This is a genomic window from Streptomyces sp. NPDC005722 (assembly GCF_040630935.1).
Classification (GTDB): Bacteria; Actinomycetota; Actinomycetes; order Streptomycetales; family Streptomycetaceae; genus Actinacidiphila.
The window spans coordinates 1-19287 of record NZ_JBEXYN010000078.1 but is presented as its reverse complement, the minus strand read 5'-3'; the positions used below and the strand labels follow the sequence as shown (position 1 = coordinate 19287).

Annotated in this window: 10 protein-coding genes; 3 read left to right on the top strand and 7 right to left on the bottom strand. The window is 69.0% G+C overall.

Annotated elements, in window-relative coordinates; all coding sequences use genetic code 11:
* Nucleotides 1-158 precede the first annotated feature (158 nt).
* On the bottom strand, nt 159-5801 hold the full coding sequence (locus tag ABZ479_RS40305) for a GH92 family glycosyl hydrolase (protein ID WP_500466226.1): 5643 nt from the start codon (nt 5799-5801) through the stop codon (nt 159-161).
* 743 nt (nt 5802-6544) lie between these two features.
* Between ABZ479_RS40305 and ABZ479_RS40300 the strand changes: the two genes are divergently transcribed.
* Both ABZ479_RS40300 and ABZ479_RS40295 read left to right on the top strand, forming a co-directional pair.
* Complete coding sequence (locus tag ABZ479_RS40300; RefSeq protein WP_500466225.1) at nt 6545-8647, top strand: restriction endonuclease; 2103 nt, start codon at nt 6545-6547, stop codon at nt 8645-8647.
* 1383 nt (nt 8648-10030) lie between these two features.
* Nucleotides 10031-10330 carry a hypothetical protein gene (locus ABZ479_RS40295; RefSeq protein WP_500466224.1) on the top strand — a complete coding sequence of 100 codons (300 nt, stop codon included), beginning with the start codon at nt 10031-10033 and terminating at the stop codon, nt 10328-10330.
* Nucleotides 10331-11282: 952 nt separating this feature from the next.
* On the opposite strand, the gene tgmC is transcribed toward ABZ479_RS40295, so the two are convergent.
* The 4 genes from tgmC to ABZ479_RS40275 form a co-directional block, all read right to left on the bottom strand.
* Nucleotides 11283-12404 carry an ATP-grasp peptide maturase system methyltransferase gene (gene tgmC / locus ABZ479_RS40290; RefSeq protein ID WP_500466223.1) on the bottom strand — a complete coding sequence of 374 codons (1122 nt, stop codon included), beginning with the start codon at nt 12402-12404 and terminating at the stop codon, nt 11283-11285.
* Nucleotides 12401-13348, bottom strand: a complete 948-nt coding sequence (gene tgmB, locus ABZ479_RS40285) for an ATP-grasp ribosomal peptide maturase (protein ID WP_500466222.1) — start codon at nt 13346-13348, stop codon at nt 12401-12403. Before tgmB ends, tgmC begins: the two co-directional genes overlap by 4 nt.
* Nucleotides 13345-13641: a putative ATP-grasp-modified RiPP gene (gene tgmA / locus ABZ479_RS40280; protein WP_500466221.1), complete on the bottom strand. Its 297-nt coding sequence runs from the start codon at nt 13639-13641 to the stop codon at nt 13345-13347. The genes tgmB and tgmA overlap by 4 nt, the downstream gene beginning before the upstream one ends.
* Nucleotides 13642-14311: 670 nt before the next feature.
* The gene (locus tag ABZ479_RS40275) at nt 14312-15160 is read right to left on the bottom strand and encodes a hypothetical protein (RefSeq protein ID WP_500466220.1); all 849 of its coding nucleotides are present in this window, start codon (nt 15158-15160) and stop codon (nt 14312-14314) included.
* 228 nt (nt 15161-15388) lie between these two features.
* Between ABZ479_RS40275 and ABZ479_RS40270 the strand changes: the two genes are divergently transcribed.
* A complete protein-coding gene (locus ABZ479_RS40270) occupies nt 15389-16675 on the top strand; it encodes an NsdA family TPR-like regulatory protein (protein ID WP_500466219.1) in 1287 nt (428 codons plus the stop codon).
* On the opposite strand, the gene cutA is transcribed toward ABZ479_RS40270, so the two are convergent.
* Nucleotides 16676-17008, bottom strand: a complete 333-nt coding sequence (cutA, locus tag ABZ479_RS40265) for a divalent-cation tolerance protein CutA (protein WP_500466218.1) — start codon at nt 17006-17008, stop codon at nt 16676-16678.
* Nucleotides 17009-17065: 57 nt separating this feature from the next.
* Nucleotides 17066-18805, bottom strand: a complete 1740-nt coding sequence (locus ABZ479_RS40260) for an AIPR family protein (RefSeq protein WP_500466217.1) — start codon at nt 18803-18805, stop codon at nt 17066-17068.
* Between the last annotated feature and the right edge of the window lie 482 nt (nt 18806-19287).

Sequence of the window (19287 nt, the reverse complement as noted above, 5' to 3'; positions counted from 1 at the left end):
TCCCTCGTTCTGTGTTGTTGTGGTGGGGGCGTGTTACATGGGTTTACCCCCGGCCGGGGCGCCAACCCCCAGTTACACGGCCGGGGGGGCGGGGCCGTGATCACGGCCCCGCCCACCGGCGGCTTTGACTGGTTCAGCTCAGTCGCACTCAGTTCGGGTCAGTTTTGGTCGGTGACCTCGAAGTGCAGCCGAACATGGGTCGCCGAATCGGCGCCGGCCAGCGTGACACCGGTCGGACCCGGCTTGGCCGCCCCCGGAACGCTGATGGTCGCGCCGTGGATCACACCGTCGGCGTTCGCGTGCACGGTGATGAAGGCGAGACCGTCACCGAAGCCGATCCTCACGGCCTCGTTCGGCGCGAACCCGCTGGCGTTGACGACGATCGCCGTGGCGCGCGGCCCCGACGTCGTCGACAACAGCACGTCCGGTCGGTACGTCCGCGCCTCCGGTTCATCGGTCACCCGGACGGTGGCCGTCGCCGGAGTCCGCGAGGACGTGCCGGCCGCGGTGATGGCGTACCGGCCGGGCTGCGCGTCATCGGACGCCGCCACGGACGCGTGGACCGCACCCGTCGCAGAGGCCTCGACCGTCACGCTGCGCGCCGGGCTGGTGCCCAGCTTGACGGTCACGCGCTCGCCGGCGGCGAACCCGCTGCCGTTGACGGTGATCGCGTCACCGGCCTCGACGGTGGTGGATGCCGACGCCGAGATCGACGGCTGCAGCGCCGCCTTCCCCACGGTCACGGTGAACGTCTCGGTCCTGCTGGACAGCGTGTCCCACGTGGTGACGTGCACGGTGTACGTGCCCCGCTGCACGTACGTGTGCTCTCCGCTGATCGCACCGGACGCGTCGACCGTGGCGTCGGACGGAGCCGTGCCGTCACCCCACTGGACGCGGGCCTGGTAACCCGTCGTGCCGGGAACGCCGCCGGTCACCGAACCGAGGTCCGCCGCGAGGGCCTTCCCCGGGGTGGCCGTCCGGTCCTTGGGAGTGGTGGTCACCAGCGCGGGCACCGGCGTGCCGTCGTGGGCGACGGCGAACACGTGGATCCGGCCGGCGGAACCGGCGTCGCCGGTCTGCTTGGGCAGGGTCACCGACACCAGCGTCTTGTCCGCCGGGATCTGGAACGGCGTGGTGGCGAACAGGAACGGCTGGGCGCTGTCCCGGCTCGTGCCGAGCAGTCGGTAGGCGGACTTGGCGACGACGATGTTGCCGAAGGACGGCGTGCCGTTGGCGTTGCCGCCCAGCGTCCAGTCGCTCATCTGGATCGGGACGGTGGCGGTGCTGCCGTCGCTGAACGTCGCCGTGCCGGTGGTGTTCTGGTTGCCCTGCGTGCCGGCGCCGATGAACGAGATGCTCTTCGCGTCGGCCGGCAGGTTGAGCACGAGCGTGCTGCCGTTGCCCGTCGCGTTGTCCGGCTGGCCCGCCGGGGTCTCCGGCAGCGTGAAGTGCAGCGCCGTGCCGGGCACGTCGTGCTGTTGGCCCTGGGTCACGCCGGCCGCCTTGAGAGCGGCACGCGAGTAGGCCCAGGACTTGCTGTCGCAGTTCGCGGCGAGCGCGCCCTCGTCCCCGATGCAGACGGTGTCGAAGGCGGCGGTGAGGCTGGAGCTCGGCGCGTACGCGACGTCGGCCCCGACCGTGCCCGAGCCCTGTACGGTGCCGTCGGTCACCGTGACGTTCGCCTGGTAGTAGCCCGGCTTGGCGTAGGTGTGCGTACCGCTGACGCTGTACACGCCCCGCGAGCTCAGAGCCGTGGTGCCCGTGGTGACCGGCGAGCCGTCACCCCAGTCGACCGTGGCCTGGTAGCCGCTCGCGGTGCCCCCGGTGACGGTGGCCAGGGGTGCCGAGACCGCGACGCCGGACGTCGCGTGCAGCCCGCTGCTCACGCCGGCGACCGTGAGGTCGCCGCCACCGAGCTGGATGTCGCCGCCCGCGAGCAGTTCGACCTCGGCGAGGCCGGTCTGCGCGGCGCCGGCGGTCTCCTTCACGACGAGGCGGAACCGTGCGAACTTCCCCGGATTGCCGATCTTGAACGCCCGGGTCTGGTTGCGCGACGGGAACACCTCGCGGTGACGCGAGTCGAGCGTGGTCCAGGTGATCCCGTCGTTGGAGGCCTGCAGCTTCCAGTCCGTCGGGTCGCCCGCACCCGCACCGGAGGTGAGGGTGTAGTACGACGGCCTCTGCTTGCCGCCGCGGTAGACCCAGTCGATCTGGGGCTCGTCGGTCGCGAAGGTCATCTGCGTGGTCGACGAGTCGTCGAACAGCTTCGACGCGTCCTGCCCGTCGCTGGTGGTCGCGGTGCCGAGGCCCGGACCCGTGGTGTCCTGCAAGGGCTTGGGCACGTCTGTGCCCTTGGTCAGCGACGGCGGCGCGTCCTTCTTGCCGGTGCCCCAGGACGACGGCTGCGAGCCCATCGCGAAGTCGATCGTGCCACCGTGGACGAGCTCGGCCGAGTCGACGGACACTGCGCGCTGGGTCTTGCCGTTGACCTTCACACCCTGCACGTAGACGTTCTTGGTGCTGTTGGCCGGCGCGTTGACAACGATGTCGCCGCTCTTGCGGTGGACGGTCATCTTGGTGAACTGCGGCGAACCGATCGCCCAGTTGGAGGAGCCGGCCTGCAGCGGGTAGATGCCGAGCGAGCTGAGGATGTACCAGGACGACATCTCGCCGTTGTCCTCGTCACCCGGGTAGCCCTGGCCGATCTCGTCGCCGACGTAGAGGCGCTGCAGGATCTCCCGCACGATCGCCTGCGTCTTGGACGGCGCACCGGCGTAGTCGTACATGTACGGGATGTGGTGCGAGGGCTGGTTGCTCATGCCGAGCTGGCCCAGGCGCACCGCCTGCGCCTCGAGCATCTCGTGGATCGTGCCGTTGTACCCACCCGGGTGGTCGGCGTTCTCCGGGGTGGAGAAGAACTGGTCGAGCTTCTGCTCCAGCTGCTTCTGACCGCCGTAGAGGTTGGCCAGGCCCTGGCCGTCCTGCTGCGCGGTGAACGCGAAGTTCCAGCCGTTCGTCTCGGTGTAGGCGCCGCCCCAGTCGAGCGGGTTGCCGGTGAGGAACGTGCCGTTGGCCTGGCGTCCCTCGAAGAACTTGCTGTCCTTGTCGAAGAGGTTGACGTAGTTGCGGGCCCGCTGGAGGAAGTACTCCGACTCCTCCTTGATCCGCTTGCGGTCGTCCTTCGGCACCGACTTGTCGTCGGCCAGGGCCGCGCCCATGTTGCCGATGCCGTAGTCGTTGATGAAGCCTTCCAGCGCCCACGACACGGACTCGCCGGTGGAGGTGGGCGTGTAGCCCAGGAACAGCCCGTTCTCGATGCCCTTGCGGCCGACCTCACTGCGTCCGGACGCGACGGTGGCGTCCTTGACCGCCGCCTCGTACGCGCCGAGCGGGTCGGGCACGTCGACACCGTTGAGGTAGGCCTCGGCCAGTGCCACGTTGGCGCTGGTACCGGTCATGAGGTCGGCGTAGCCGGGTGAGGACCAGCGGGCTATCCACCCGCCGTCGCGGTACTGCTGGACGAAGCCGTCGGCGATCTTGGCCGCGACGTCCGGGTACAGCAGCGAGTACGCGGGCCACACGGTGCGGTAGGTGTCCCAGAACCCGTTGTTGACGTAGATCTGGCCGTCCACGACCTTGGCGCCGGTCTGCGTGGCGGTCGACGTGCCGGTCGGTGCCGACACCGGGCTCGCGTACTGCCAGCGCGGCGCGGCGGCGGTGCCGGTGTTCTCCGACTGCGAGTTCGGGTACAGGTTCAGCCGGTAGAGGTTCGAGTAGAGCGTGACCTTCTGCGTCTCGTTCGCGCCCTGCACCTCGATCCGGCCGAGCCGGTCCTTCCACGCCGCGGTGGCCGCGTCGTGGATCCGGTCGAAGCTCTGCCCGGTGACCTCCAGGCCGAGGTTCTTGCCCGCCTGGTCGACCGAGAGGAACGAGGTCGCGATCCGCAGCGTCACCTGCCGGCTCGCGGAGGTGTCGAAGGTGGCGGAAGTGGCGGAGGTCGCCGTGGGCGCCCGGTCGAAGGTGCCGGACACGAACATCCGGCTGCGACCGGCCGACAGGCCGCTTCCGTTGTCCACCCAGCCGGTGAAGGTGCCGTCCGTGCCGATGGTGAACGTGCCGTTGTAGAAGACCAGGCTTCCGGTCGCCTGCCCGGACGGGAAGGTGAACTGCATGATGCCACCGTGGTCGGTGGGCGACATCTGTGCCTTCAGGCCGTTCTGCGTGGTGACCTGGTAGAAGTCCGGCCGCGCGATCTCGTCGTCGTGGCTGAAGGCGAGTGCGCGTCCGCTGGGCGCTCCGGTGAGCGAGCCCCCGTCCGGCACCGGCATGACCGACATCTGGTTGCGGTCACCCATCCACGGGCTGGGCTCGTGCGAGATCGCCAGTCCCTGCAGCGTCGGCAGGTTGGCCGCGTTGTTGCCCGCCTGGTAGTCGTACTCCCAGGAGTTGGACGCGGCGTTGGTGACCGGCGTGAAGAAGTTGAAGCCGTTCGGCATCGCCGAGATCGGCAGGTTGTTGCCACGCGAGAACCCGCCGGACGCGTTGGTGCCGCGCCGGGTGTCGACGAAGTTGGTCAGGTTGGAGCCGTCCACCGGCGTCGGGGTGCCCGACACGGTGACGGCGTCGAGCCAGCCCTGGAAACGCGTCGAGGCGGTGGCCTTGGGGTCGTCGTAGGAGAGCAGGACGCGGTCGATCGTCTTGCCGCCTGCGACCGCCCCGATCTCGGACTGCACCGCGTTCCACTGGTCGGCGTAGAGCACCTTCGACGCACCCTGCCCGGCCGCGGTGAGCGCGTAGCCGTGCTGGTCGACGGGCGAGAGGCCGCTCAGGTAGGTGCCGTCGGTGAAGTGCAGGTCGACGGCCGCGTAGGTGGACGGGTACTGGGTGTCCTTGGCCGTGAACTCGGGGAAGATCTTGTACGACAGCCGGGTCTTGGGCCCGACCGGGATGTCGACGTCGAAGAGCTTGTTGGTCGCGTACGAGCGGCCGTCGGCCCGCGCGCCGCCCGAGTACCGCAGCGAGGCCACGCCGGAGAACCCGGCCCCCGGCTTCATGTTGTAGCCGCTGACCGGTCCCGCGCCGGCGACACTGACCATCGGGGTGGCGGGCGGCAGGACGTTCGAGCCGTCGCTGATGTTCCAGTCCGCGAGCTGGAGGATCGAGTCACCGGAGTTCGCCGTGACGTTCAGCCGGTAGTACGCGTAGGCCGTCGTGTTGCTGAAGCTGTAGGTGTTGGTGGCGAACCGCCCGCTGAAGCTCACACCCGTCCGCGTGTCCAGGTCGGTCCACGCGCCGCCGTCGTTCGACCCCTGAACGGTGAAGTCCTTGGGGTCGCGGCCCGCCGCGTCGTTCGCGGAGGTCAGCGAGTACTTCACCACTGCCGCGGGCTTGGCCAGCCGGTACGTCACCCAGCCGGTCTTGGCGAACGCGAGCCACTTGGTCGACGGATTGGCGTCCTTGACGTTGGAGGCGATTTCCCCGGGCGGGTTGTCGGCGCTGGCGGTCACCTCGCTGACCTGGTCGAGCAGGCTGCCGGGCAGTCCGGTGGAGCTCGATCCGCTCAGGTTCTCCTGGACCGGCTTGCCGCTGCCGTTGAGCTCGACGGTGCTCGCCGCGGCCTGAGGGTCGGCCGACTCGAAGGAGGAGCTGAAGTTGCCGGGCGGCGGCGTCGCGGCACCCACCGAGGGTGCGACGACCAGCAGCCCCACGGGCAACGACAGGGCTATCGCCGCGCCGGCCCATCTTCGCAAGGACAAATGGCGGGCAGAGGGGGAAGGCGACACGGAGGGACCTTTCGTCATTGGAGGTCGGGAGCATCACGTCGGGGCTTGCCGCGGCTCGGTCCTGGACGGCGCCAGGAGGCGGTTCGACCCGGAGGACAGGTCAGTACAGGTCAGAACAGGTCAGTACGAAGCGGCGCCACGAATGTCGACGCGGGGCGGCGACAACCGCCCCGGCCCCACACATGAGTTGGGGCGGGGGTCCTGGATCACGCGGAAGCTCCGTAAGGGGATGGGGACTCGTAAAGGGGCACACCTGCCGTAGATCGCGGTTAGCGTGTTCCTTTCCAGACAACGTTGTCAAGAGTGGAGCGCGTAACCCCCGTGAAATAGCCCGTTCTCCTTCCCGGTTCGCCCGGTCGGCCGTGACGGGCGGGCGAACCGGGGCGTGCAATCGGCCCGCACCCGACCGCCGTCTGTGATCAGGTACTTCTCGGGAGGCTGCGCTGTGACGGGCGGAGGAGGACCGGGCGGCTCGCGCCTGCGGGAGCATCGGTGCATCTTCCTTGATCAGGAGTTACACCGAACGTTCTGCACTCCCGCGCGGCATCGGTTGCGCTCGGACCCGCTGCGTGTGCCGGGGGTGTCCGGGGTGGGCGCGCGCGGGGTGCGCTGGGGGTCGGCTGGTGCTGGTGGTGGGATCTTGTGGTGTGGGGTGGGTGACTGGCTGGTTACGGATTAGAGTTGTGTGGTTGTTGCTGGCCGGGGGGCCGGCGTAGGGGTGGGGTGGGACAAGGGTGTCCCTGGGGAGGGCCGGTTGCGTCATGAGTCGTCGCTCTGGTGGGTTGATCGGGATCTGGGCTGAGGCGCAACGTCAGCAGCAGCGGCAGGTGGAGGCCCAGCAGAGGGCCCGGGTGCAGCAGTTGCGCAGTGCGGAGCGGCAGCAGCGGACGTATGAGCGTGATCTGGCGCGGAGCCGGCGGGAGCAGCAAGCGGCGTATCGGCAGCACCGTGAGGCCGATGCGCAGCGGCGTACGCGCGAGCTGGAAGCCCGCGTCGAGGAGTTGCGGACGTTGCTGCCGGCCGGGTGCCGTACGCCTGCGTTCCGCCTGGATGCTCTGGCGCGCTCCGAGCAGCTCGAGCCGTTCGAACCCGGTCAACTGGGCTACCCGGTGGCGATGCCCGACCCGAATCAGTACCAGGCGGCGCAAGGCGGCTGGACGGCGAACCGGCGGGCTCAGGCCCAGCAGGAAGCGCGGGAGCGCTTCGAGCATGACTGGCATGCCGCCCAGGCTGCCGAAGCCCAGCGCCTGCAGCAGCTGGCGGCGTACCGGCAGCAGTACGACCAGTGGGCGGCGGGTCAGCTGGCGGAGATCCGCAGCCACAACGCCGGCATCACGCAGCTCGACGGCGCCGTTCGCCAAGGGGACCCCGAGGCGGCAGTGGAATACTTCTCGGCCGCCCTGTATGCCTCGGCCGGCTGGCCGGAAGGCCTGCCGCGCCGGCTGACCGCCGCCTACGACGCACCGGCGCGGCAGCTGGTGGTGAACTGGGAGCTGCCGAAGTACGACATCGTCCCCGAGGCGAAGCTGGTGCGGTACATGCCCGGCGCGGACCAGGACAAAGAGACCGCCCGTCCGGTAGCCCAGCGGCGGGAGCTGTACCGCGATGTGCTCGCCCAGTGTGTCCTGCTGGCGCTGCGGGAGCTGTTCGCCGCCGACGAGTTCGGCGCGCTGGACTCGATCGCGCTGAACGGCTTCGTCGACGACCACGACCCGGCGACCGGCCTGCGTACGGAAGTCTTCGTGGCGACGGTGATGGCCACCCGCACCTCGTTCGCGCCGCTGAACCTGGAACAGGTCAGCGCCGTGGACTGCCTGACCGGCGGGCTGCGCGGACAGCTGTCGGCCCGCCCGGACCAGCGCACCGCGATACGGCCGCACCGGCTGCCGGGCGACGTGGGCGGGACCGGCGTGATCAGCCACGGAGGACAGGAAGAGCCGGATCTGTACGAGATGGACCCGATCGCCTTCGAGTCGCTGGTGGCGGACCTGTTCCGCGCCATGGGCATGGATGCGGTGACGACCCAGCGCTCAGGCGACGGCGGCGTGGACGTGCAGGCCGAGGACCCGGCCCCGATCCGCGGCGGGAAGATCGTCGTGCAGGTCAAGCGCTACCGGAACACGGTACCGCCCAGCGCGGTGCGAGACCTGTACGGCACCGTGCAGGACGCCGGCGCCAACAAGGGCGTCCTCGTCACCACCTCCGGGTTCGGCCCCGGCTCGCACACCTTCGCCAACGGCAAACCGCTGGAACTGATCGCGGGCACCGAACTGGTGGACCTCCTGCACCGGCACGGACTGAGCGGCAGGCTCGGCGACGCCCAGGCCGGCGTCCCGCAGCAGCGGCCTGCCCCTGACGAGACCGACGCCGGCCCCGCGCACGAGGACAACGTGCTGGGCATGTCGTGGTCGGGCAGCGTGGTCCTGGACGTGTGCGCCCTGGTGTGCCAGGGATCCCGGGTGCTCAGCGACGACCACTTCGTCTTCTTCAACAACCCCCGGACCCCGGAGGGAAGCGTACGGTCGGTGACCGCCTTCGCACCGGACAAGGCCGCCATCCGCGTCGCCTTCGAGGCGCTGCCCGAGAGGGCGGACCGGCTCGTCCTGGCCGCGGCCGTCGACCCCGTCACCAACCCCGGGGCAGACCTTTCCGGATTCACCGACGCCTTCATCCGGCTCCTGGGCCCCTCGGGTGAGGAACTCGGCCGCCTGGAGGTCTCCGACGGCCGCCCCGGCGAAACAGCCCTGGTCCTCGGCTCCTTCCGCCGCCGCGCCAGTGGCGACTGGGACTTCGTCATCGGAGGCAAGGGATACCCCGGCGGCCTGGAAGCCCTGGTACAGGAGCACGGCATCGAGGTGTCCTGACATCCGGCACCGTGCGCGCCCGGTCGGGCACCCGCGCGGGCGCGACGTGCACCCGCACCCCGCGGGGGAGATGCCCCCGCCGCGCCACACGCTCGGCCTCTGCGACCTGGAGCACCGGTTCTCGTCGGGTTGCGTACTGGGGTGTAGGGGTGGGTCCTGGGATGCGCAATGGCGGGGTAGCCGGGGGCCGCGTCGTGGTTGCGCAAGGCCGACCCTGTTGGCGGCGTTGCGCAATTGGCTCGGGTGCACCGTGCGCATGTGCGCCTTGGCGGCGACGTAGCAGGTCCTGCTCGAGGTCGGGCCGCGGCGCTGCGCCAGCAGTCGGGAGTCTTCGTACGACTGTTGCTGGTCTTTGGCGAGGCCTGGATTGGTGTCGGTGCTGCGTATTGCTGGCGGCCTGCGCCCGTGAGTCCAAGGGCGCCGGCCGTGGGCGCGGGTGCGGGGGCTGTGGCTGGTTCATGGTTTTGGTTGCCTGCGGCAGGGGCATTTGCGGGCGCGGCCGTCGGGGTCGGTGGTCCAGCCGTGGTCGCATTCTCCGCAGTGGGTGGGATGTCCGGGCCGTGTGGCGGGTTGTGGGCTTGTGGGGGGTGTCCAGTGTTGGAGGTGGCGTGTGAGGTCGTACCAGGTGGGTTTGCGGGCCATGGCGGTGGCTGCCTGGGTGAGGAGTTGTTCGGGGATTCCGGTGGCGAGGAGTGCGGCGGCTGTGTGGGCGATGCGGCCTGGGGCGAGGGTGGGGACGGGGTGGCCGTGGCGGTGGCGGGCGGTGGTCCAGACGTCGGCGATCCGGGCGGCAGCGGCTGCTCGTGGGCCGTCTGGCGTGGATCGGGCCGGCGCGGGCACGCCGGTGCCGGCGTTGCTTGGGTTGTTGCCGGTGGGGCGCGGAGGTGGTGGCGTCGCGGTCGAGGGTGCCTGTCCGGGTGGGGTGGGCGGTGGTGCTTGTCCGGTTGGGGTGGTGGCCTCTCTCTTCGGCGTCTGGGCGGGCTGCGCCGTGTGATCGGCAGTGATGGGCGGACAGGAGAGAGAGGAGTTCTTTCCGTCTTGCTTGTGGAGTCTTAGTTCTTTAGCCGACGGGTTTCCGGCGGTCGGCTGTCCGGCGGCCGGTTCGCCGATCGTCGGCTCGCCGACTGCCGGTTGACCGACTGTCGGGAACCCGTCACTCGGTCTGGCCTGCGCGTTTTCGGTGTTCTCGCCGGCTGTGCCGGGGGAAGGGGGGCCTGGTGTGACCGGGTGGGGGACAGGCTGCGCGGCCGGGGAGTCCGCGGGGGCTGGTTGTAGCGGCATCGGCTCGAGCGGGGCGGTGGCCGGGGTGTGGTGGTTGCGGGGGTCGAGCCAGGCCGGCTCGACGCGCACGGCCCGTGTCCCGACGACCTGGGTCAGGAGGTGGTGGATGTCTTCGCGTCGGTGGGGGAGGCCGGCGACGGAGAATTCGGTGCGCCAGGTGCCGTCGGTGGCGTTCTGGATTTTGAGTTTGATGATGTAGCCGCAGTCGACGAGGTTCCGCATGGCTTTGGTGAGGGCTTGGCGGCCGGGTTTGCGGGTGTGGGCGAGGGCGGCGATGGTGAAGTCGGCGCCGTCGGGAAGGCGCAGGGCCATGGTGAGCAGTCCGATGTCCAGGACGCTCAGGCGCTGGTCGTCGACGGCGCGGTTGTCGACGGCGACGAACCGGGGTGGCCGGGTGGCTAGCTTCCTCACTGGCCGTCACCTGCCCTGACAGGTGTGGCCGCACCGGCGTGAGCACCGTCCGTACCCGGCGGGAGGAGCGGCCGTCCGGCGCCGGCAGGGCGCAGGTGCCGGTCCCGCGCGGACGGGTGACACACCGGCCAGTGGTGGGTCGTCCCGTGTCGGTGGGGTGTGGGCTTGTGGCTTGCGGCGCGGGCGGCCTTGGTGCCGGGGCTTGATGCTTGTCGCCCGGGGCGCTTTGGCTTCCTTGGGTGCGGGCTGGGCATGACGGGCCCTGTGGTGCCGGGTTCGGGGTCGCTGGCAGGGGGATGCGCAGGTGTGGTCATGTGGGCTCCTGGGCTGGTGGATGTGGAGGGTGGCATCCATCAAGCCCGGTGGCACTCACCGATTTGCTCACCGAAAAGGGGGGTGAAAGATCACGATCCGGCATCACTTGCAGGTGGTGAGTGCCTCGAGGTCACCGGTGAGGTGCGAGGGTCTACTCACCATCGCAGGTCGCGCAGCGGTGACTTGCGGGACGTCACCGCCATACGACCTGTCCTGTGACCTTGAATCTGACGCTATGACCGGCGTTCGGCGAGCGATTGCTGTCGGCACTGAAGTAGGACACCGGCATGGGATCATCCCCGCGGGAGCGGGAGCTCCCGTGGTTGTCCGCCAGACTGTCTCGAGACCAGGCAGCCGGGTGAGCGCGGTGACGAGCACGCTGTGGCACGTGTGCTTGCCGGTCATTGCTTACGGGCAGGAACCGGCTTTCTGCCCGATCATGTACGCCTGCGATGGGGTTCTCGATCTTGACGTCGACCGGCGTGCTGGAATGCGACCAGTCGTGGTTCGTGGTCCACCTCTTTGCCAGAAGGGGGAACTCTATCGGGCCGCCTTCGCCTGCGCGGGAAGGACGGCGGGAGCTCTGTCAGTGCCCGGCCGGCCTTCTCCTGCGTGTCCGATGAACTGTCTACCTATTGGTATCCCACTCCACCTGCTGGAGCCCGTCGGACGCCACGGCCACGCGGAACTTCTCCAGCCCGGGGGCGCCGTCGTGGCGCCACTGCACGATGTGCTCCTCGATGTCGTTCCACAGGCGAGAGGGGCCACCCTGACGGACTCGCCACTCATCGCCGACCTGGCGCAGCAGCGCCCACGCGCCGGCCTCGCTATCCAGCAGCAGGTGCTCCCGCTCGTCGAGCACGAGGCGCTGGGCCCGCGGTGCTGCGATCTGCGCGACGAACCGGGCCGTCCAGTCGTCCAGGACGTCGGCACCGACGACGGCCTCCCGCTCGTAGCCGACGCGGGTGTCCGGCAGCATCCCCATCGTCGGGGGGACGTGGGGGCGGGCGAGCATGAACGACACCTGCCCGCCGAGCAGCCGGCCGGATGCCGTGCCGTCCTCGTGGACGGTGAGACGGGCCAGCTCGGAGGAGCCCATCCAGCCGCAGAGCGTGGCGAGGATCTCGCCACCGGGCCGGGTCTGCGCGATCCACGCCGCGGGGATGGTGCGCACACCGCACGTGGCGATGATCCGGTCATACGGCGCGTTGTCCGGATGTCCGGCAAGGCCGTCGGCGGTCACCAGGGAGGGAACGTGCCCGGCCTCGGCGAGGGCCGTTGCCGCCCTGGCCGCCACGTTCGGGTCGACCTCCACGGAGGTGACCAGGTCGTCACCGAGGCGCTGGCACAGCAGCGCGGTGGAGTACCCGGTGCCGGTGCCGATCTCCAGGACGCGCATGCCGTCCTCGACCTCCAGGTCCTCCAGCATGCGCAGCACCAGACCCGGGACCGTGCTGGAGCTGGTCGGCTCGCGGAGGATCTGACCACGGACGTCGCCGGGCGCGATGGTCCCGGCGATCTGCGTGACCAGCGACTCGTTGACGTAACAGGCCGGCAGCCAGGCGGGATCCTCCGGCATCACCGGCTCCCACGCTGTCGGTGCCGAGCCGGGGACCTGGCGGAAGAAGCCACCACTCAGGAACTCGTGCCGGGGCGTGGCCGCCGCCGCGTCCCGCCACTGAGGGGAGCGGATGACACCCTGCCCCGTGAGGCGGTCGAGCAGCTGCTCACGCAAGGAGTGTTCGGTCATGAGGCCTTCCGTTCCAGTAGATCGGCCATGGCTGCCACCATCGGCAGCCCGGTCTCGGGCTCCATCCAGGCCCACTGGCCGGAGGGGTTGCACTCCAGGAACCACCATGCCCCGTCCCGGCCCACCGCGAAGTCGAATGCGCCGAAGACCAGGCCGAAGTGGTCCAGGTACCGGCGCAGCGCCGCGGGGATGCCCGGGGGCGGCTGCACCACGGTGTAGGTGAGGCGGTTGTAGTCGGTGCGCCAGTCCAGCAGGTCGCAGTCGATGCGCACGCAGAAGATGCGGTCGCCGATGACGGTCACGCGGACGTCTGCGACCTTGTCCACGCGCTGCTGGAACAGGTGGACGGTGCCGGCCACACGCTCGTCGATGTCGTCGGCCGTGACCTCGTCCACCTTCACCGCGCACGCCTTGCCGTCGACCTCGTACAGCGGTGTCGACAGCGGCTTGTAGATCACCGGGCCGTGGCGCTTGATGAAGGCGCGTGCGGCGTCCGGCTCGGAGGTGAACAAGGTGGGCGGGATGCTGAACCCTGCCGCCACCGCGGCGGCGAGCCCTGAGGGCTTGAACTCGGCGTCCCCGATGCGGTGCGGGTGGTTGACGTACAGGCAGCCCGGCAGGGACGCCAGGACCCCGCCGAGGCCGCAGCGGGCCTGTGTGACGGCGAACCGGGCGGTCTGCGCGTCGAGGTGAGGGAAGACGAACCCGGACGGGCGTCGGTAGTACAGCGACCGGACCTGCGTCAGGTCTGCGGTGCGGGTGGGCGTCGCCAGGGTGCCGGCGATCCCGTCGTTGGTGATGGTGGCCGCAACGGTCAAGGTGGCGGGGAAGTCCCCGGAGTCGAACCGCACGACCGGGAGATCCCGGTCGTGCAATTCGCTGATCACCAGGTCCGTTGTGGGGTCGTCAAGGTTGGTGACGACCAGCACCGGACCGGCGGTCACTGGTCCGCGTCGCTACCGGTGTCGGAATCACCGGAACCGGCGTTGCCGTCCGGGCTGGTGGCGGTGGAGGGCTGGGTGCCGGTGCTCGTGCCGTGGCCCGGCATCTCCATGATGCCGCCGCTGGCGTTGTAGAACCGGGTGGTCTGCGACGCCGGGTCCAGCTCGGCGCGCGAGTAGGCGGGCGCGGGGGCCCCTGGGTAGGGCGCCATCCGGCTGACCCCGAACGGCGGCGGGGTGGGCAGGCCCGAAGGCAGCGGCGTTCCGGTGGGGATGCGATCGGCGTGGCTGAACATGTCGTGGTCCTCCAGTGGTCGCGGATCTGATGGGCCCGCCGCGCGCTCCGGGTGATGATCCGGGCGGGCTCGCCGGTGCGCGCGGCGGGATGGTGCACGGCCCGGTCCTTCTTCGGTGGGCGGGCCGTTTGCTCCCGGTCGGGGGTGCCGGGGGCGTCCTCCCCGTGAGGGGGAGGAGTCGGGTGTCAGATCGTTTTGGGTTTGGCGTCGGGCGTGTTGACGGCGCTCGTAGGCCTGTCGTGTTGGGCGCTGGTGACTTGTGCCCAGAGCAGGGGGAGAGCGGCGCTGTTGCCGAGGATCCAGACCAGGCCGAGTACGCCGATCCAGTGGGGTAACGGCCGGCCGGCAGGGCGTACAGCGGGAGTCAATACGGAGGTAGAGGCGGGCTCCGGGGACACGAGACTTCCTTCGGGTATCGGGGGCAGACTGGGGACGTACGGGCGCTCGAGCGCGGCCGCTGTGGCCCGCTGCGCCACCAGGCCGGTCACCAGGCAGGCCCGGCATTTGGCCCTGGCCGCAGGGACGTCGGCGGCGTAGACGGTGACAACGGGCGTCACCGGCAGCTCCGTGGCCCCGCACAGCAGGCACGCCCCGGTCGTCCACGGGCGGGCGTCGAGCAGTACGTGTTCGGCGCTGGTCAGCTCCGGTAGGTGCGCGCTACCGCGGAGGGTCATGACGGAAGCAGGGGCAAGGGTGGAGTGCCTGGCAGCGCGGGCGTGCCATTAAGTCGCACTACCGGTCGTGGGAGGTCCGGCCGGAACCGGTTCAGGGCGTGGTGCAGACAGTCCGCGTCCACCAGATGGCCCAGTCTGGGCGGCGTGCGCCAGTGCGGCCCGGGTGCGATGCGGGCGCCGGCCCGCGGCAGGAGGACCTTGAAGGGACCGCCAAAGCACAACCCGTGTGCGTGTTCCCATGTGTGGACGGTGCCGGGCGGTACGAGCCACATCAGCGCGTCACGCTCGTAGTTCGCGATGACCGGGCCGCACCCGCCGACCTGGAAGCGGTCCATCCACCGCACCACCCGGTCACCCGCCTCACCGTACGAGGTCAGCACGATGTCCCAGTCCGCCCCGCACAAGGCTTCCGCGCAGCCGCTGTAGGCATTGGCCATGAGCATGCGGACCGCATCTGCAAGGTCGCTCAACTCAGCCCGAAGACCTGTGGCGCTGTGTGCCCGGTCCGGTTCACTTGCTGCCTCAGTAGTGCGGCACTGCTTCAGTGCGTGCTGCTCATCGAAGTTCGGCATCTCCGAGTTCCCACCAGCCGCGAGCCCCAGCATCGTCGGATAGGTGAGTAAGGCCTCCGTGTGGTCTGCGGCAGCGACTCGGGCCAGGGGGAGCTGTCGGCGCCCGGACTCAGGCGGGGCGGGGGAGTCGCAGTTGGCGTACTCGCCGACGGCATTCAAGCCGCGAAGTTGGGCGTGGGGTCGGAGCTCCTCGACGATCCGGTAGACGTTGCCGCATCGCGTCGTGAAAGCCTGAGGCGGCTTACTGCTGGACTCGTTGATCTGGCTGGTCATCGGCTGGACTTCGTAGGGGAGGAGGACGGGCCGAAACCCTGCCGATTACGATGTGCCATGGTGCCTGCCTCTACGTCAGATGGTCGGCCAGGCCCGTAGCGTGCGGGCCTGAGGGCTGATCGCTTCACCATCGCCGAGCAGGGCGTTCCACGCTTCCCACCGATGGGTACCCACCGTGGGGATAGGGTGACATTGGGTACGGACATCAACGGCCGCACGGGGTACCTCATGAGCGATCAATCGACGGCGTTGCCACCGGAGCTGCTTGAGCGGCTCGAGATGAGAGCGGCACTTTCTGCCCACGACTTCGGTACGGTCTTCCTGCTGGCACGGAGCGAAGCTGGCATCAGCTACTCGCGGATCGCCGCTGCCTGCGACATCAAGCCCGAGCGAGTTGGGACGCTCGCTCGCGGCCGCGGCCGCATTACGACGTACGAGAAGATCGCACTCATCGCAGACGTGTTCCGCATTCCGGGGCACATGGTGGGCCTGGCCCCTCGAGAATGGGAAGCAGCGACGGATACCGACGATGCACTACGCCGCCGCCAATTCTTGAAGGCCTCTGCCGCGGCGGGCGCTGGCCTTGCCGGTGGCTTGCCAGAGCCCGAACGACTGCAGACTGGTCGGCGAGTTGACGCCAGCATCCCGGACCACCTGCGCAGACGCACAGCCCGGCTGAGGGCGTTGGATGACATCCTCGGCGGCGGGGACACGTATCGCGTGTACCTGGGTGAGTATCACGAGACGCGCCACCTGGTCCGCCACGCCGTGTGCTCCGAGCCGGTCCGCCGCAGCCTGCTCGCCGTGCTGGCCGAGCAGGCTCAGCAGGCCGGATGGGCAGCGTTCGACGGAGGCCGCCGCGCCGAGGCCCGCGGTCTGTACGAGGCAAGCCACCATGCTGCCTCGGAGGCCGGTGACTCGGGACTGGCCGGCAACGCCCTCGCCTTCCTGGCTTACCAGACGCTCGGCGGCGAACCGCGGACCGCCGTCGAGATTGCTGCACGGTCATGCGTGACCGCCGGACCGGACGCTGCGGCCGGGGTCCGCGCTCTGCTGTATGAGCGCCTCGCATGGGCTCATGCGGTTGCGGGGAACGCAGCCGAGACCGAACGCGCATTGGCGACAGCACGCGACGCCCTTGGAGAAGCGGCTGGCGCCCCACAGCCGAACTGGTCGGCCTGGGTCGACAGCAACGAACTCGACATCATGACCGGCCGGTGCTGGACCGAACTGAAACGTCCTCTCCGTGCCGTCCCCGTGCTGGAGAAGGCTCTCGGCGCCTTCGACGACACATGTGCGCGGGACAAGGCGCTCTACCTGTCGTGGCTGGCGGACTCCTACCTAGCCGCTGGCGAGGTTGAGCAAGCGGCCGCCGTGACCGGTCGCGCCCTTGACCTGTCGACCGGAGTGGCGTCTGTGCGGCCCCGGCAACGGCTCGGACCAGTTCTACAGCGGCTTGGTGACCACCGTGCTCTCCCCGCAATCGCCGACGTACTAGAGAAAGCGCGCGCTTGACTACTCGACGGGGACAGGCGTGGTGCTGGCGCTGATCCAGCGTAGGCAGCCCTCCGATCCGGTGACGATCGGCGTCGCTGAGAGCTGTGGATTATCCCAAGGGTGATGCTTGAGGACGTGAGCCTCCAGCGCGGGGTACCGCCCCGCCGAGGTCGTCATGACGAGCTTCCACTCCTCACCGGTGCCAAATGCGCCGGCGTGCCAGAACGCCGAGGTTACGGGTCCGATGATCTGGGCTCCTGCGGCCAGGCGCTCGCTGACCGCCGATCGGGCCAGCGCAACAGCCTGGTCGCGTGTCTCCGTCGCTGTGCTCACTTCGAGGTACTCAGCCATGGTGGCGAGCGTAGCCGCCGGAGTACACGAGGGGCTCGGCCCGTCTGTGGATTGGGGCTAGCGTTCGATGTGGAAGCGGCCTTGTGAGATGACGGCTTGGCGGAGTTTGGTGGTGAAGTCGGGGGTGCGGGCGATGCGGTCGACTCCGCCGGCTTTGCTTTGACGCAGGGCGGTTTTGAAGTTTTGTTCGAGGACTCCGGTCATGCGGGTCATCAGGTCGTCGTTGAGGTGTTCGAGGTCGATGTGGAGCAGGTCCCGCGGGGCGGGCTGGCGTAGCCGGGTGAGGGTGTAGGCGGACATTGCTGCCAGCGGGTAGAGCCAGTTCTCCAGGGTTTCTCCGAGCAGGGGGTGGTCTTCGGCGTAGTGGGTCAGGAAGTCGCGCAGGTGGGTGTGAACGTCCAGACTCAGGCGGTAGATGTCCAGGTCCTGCCTTGGCGAGAAGATCTGGCCGTAGTGCTGGTCGTCCAGGAGGAGGGCTTCGGAGTGCCGGAGGGCGGTGTGCGGCTCGCGCTGTGCGAAGGCGGTGAACTCTCGAGCGAGGCGGGTCATGCTGACGACGCGGTCGAGGGGGAAGCCGAGGTTGCGGTAGTAGCCGGCACGGCGTTCGTAGTAGTAGCCGCCGGAGTGGGTGAGGCTCTCCTCGATGTCCTTCTGGATGGGCTCCGTTGCGCGCAGGGCACCGGCCGGTAGTTGGGTCTGGCTGTTGGTGGCCCTGATGATCCGGTCGCGGGCGGTGCCTGACTCTGGGGCCACCACGATTTTGACCAGGAGGGACCTGTCGCGGTGCTGGCCGCCGTTTTGGAAGTAGGCGTAGACCTCGTGGCTGGTCTGCAGGCCGTTGACGATCTGAGGATCCTTGACGACGATCTTCTTGCCGGCGATCTGCGCCGCGTCGGCGACGACGGTGACGCCGTTGTTGAACCACCAGAAGTCCTCGCCCGTACCTGACTTGAGGGTTTCGCCGATGGCGTTGTTCACTGCGGTGGACCCTGCGTAGTCACGCACATTCGACTCGAACAGCTCCAGCCTCAACGCCTCATTGTCGGAGGTGATGAAGCGGTAGTACTCGTCCAGCCTTGCCAGGCAGACATATCCCTCGCCCAGCGACGTGCTCATCGGTGTCTCGGAGAACACTAGCTGCGCTACGGCCCTGGCCCCGCGGGCGGTACGCTCACGCAAGTCTGCGGCGTTGAGGTACTCGATGTCCGCCGCGGCATCAGAGGTGATCTTCGCCAGCTCCCGCCGCAGCCGGTCCCCCTTGGACTTCACATTCGGGTGCGGGCTCTCCGCAGCCTTGCTGGCGTAGATCACTTTGACGCGGACCTGAGGAAACGAGGAGGCCAGCTCCTCCAGGATGTGCAGGAAGCGCCGGGTGCGATCCAGGAGCTTGGCATTGGTGTGGGGCGCCAGTTCTTCCTCATCGCGTCCCATGTTGAGCAGATCTGGCAGGTGGAAGGCCAGCTTCTCGATCACCGTCTCCTGGTAGCCCGTGGAGGTCTTGGCCTGCAGGATGACTAGCTCGATGATGCGGGCACGCGGCGACAGATACCGGTGGGCATCCGCGGTCACATACCGGTCGTCCACAAACGTCCAGATGCCGTCGATCCCACAGTCATGCGCCCCGTCCACGATGCCGTCCATGATCTCGTCATTGTCGAGATCCCACTCCTGAAGCGCCTTGTCGGCAGCGAAGAAGGTGAAGAAGTCCTCCCGGCTCTTGCCGGGTGCCAGGTGCCGGTGCTGGTCATCCAGAATGCGGTCGAGCAGGCGCTGGTCGTTGTTCTGCACAGACGTCATGCAATCCCCCCACCGAACGGCAAAACCCCCGAAAATCCTGACAGGTGAACGTCAGGGTGAACACCCCCATGTATGCACCTAACCAGCACGCAACGCACCGCGTGGGGTCAGAGCAGTCCGGCCTGCGACCGGAGGAGGGGTATCCCTCGCTCCAGCCGATAGGTGATCTTCCGCTGGGGGGTGGCTACGGCCGTGGGTGCCGGCGTTGGGCCCTTTCACCGACGGTGTTGACCACTGCCTGATCTCGGATGCGGTCCGCGCGGCCGAGAAGCATCGGTTCCTCTGGTTCGACAAGGCCGGACGCTGAGCGGACGCCACGGACGAGACCGCGCCCGCCGAGGACACCTTGGACAGCTGGGCGCCGTGCGTCCAATTTGCCGCTTTCCTAGAAGCCGTTTCTCTATCGATCATGGTGAGCATTGGTTCGAGTGTGGCGACTCGGTCGGGTGATCTCCGGGATGTCCGGGCATGAGGGTAGGGCC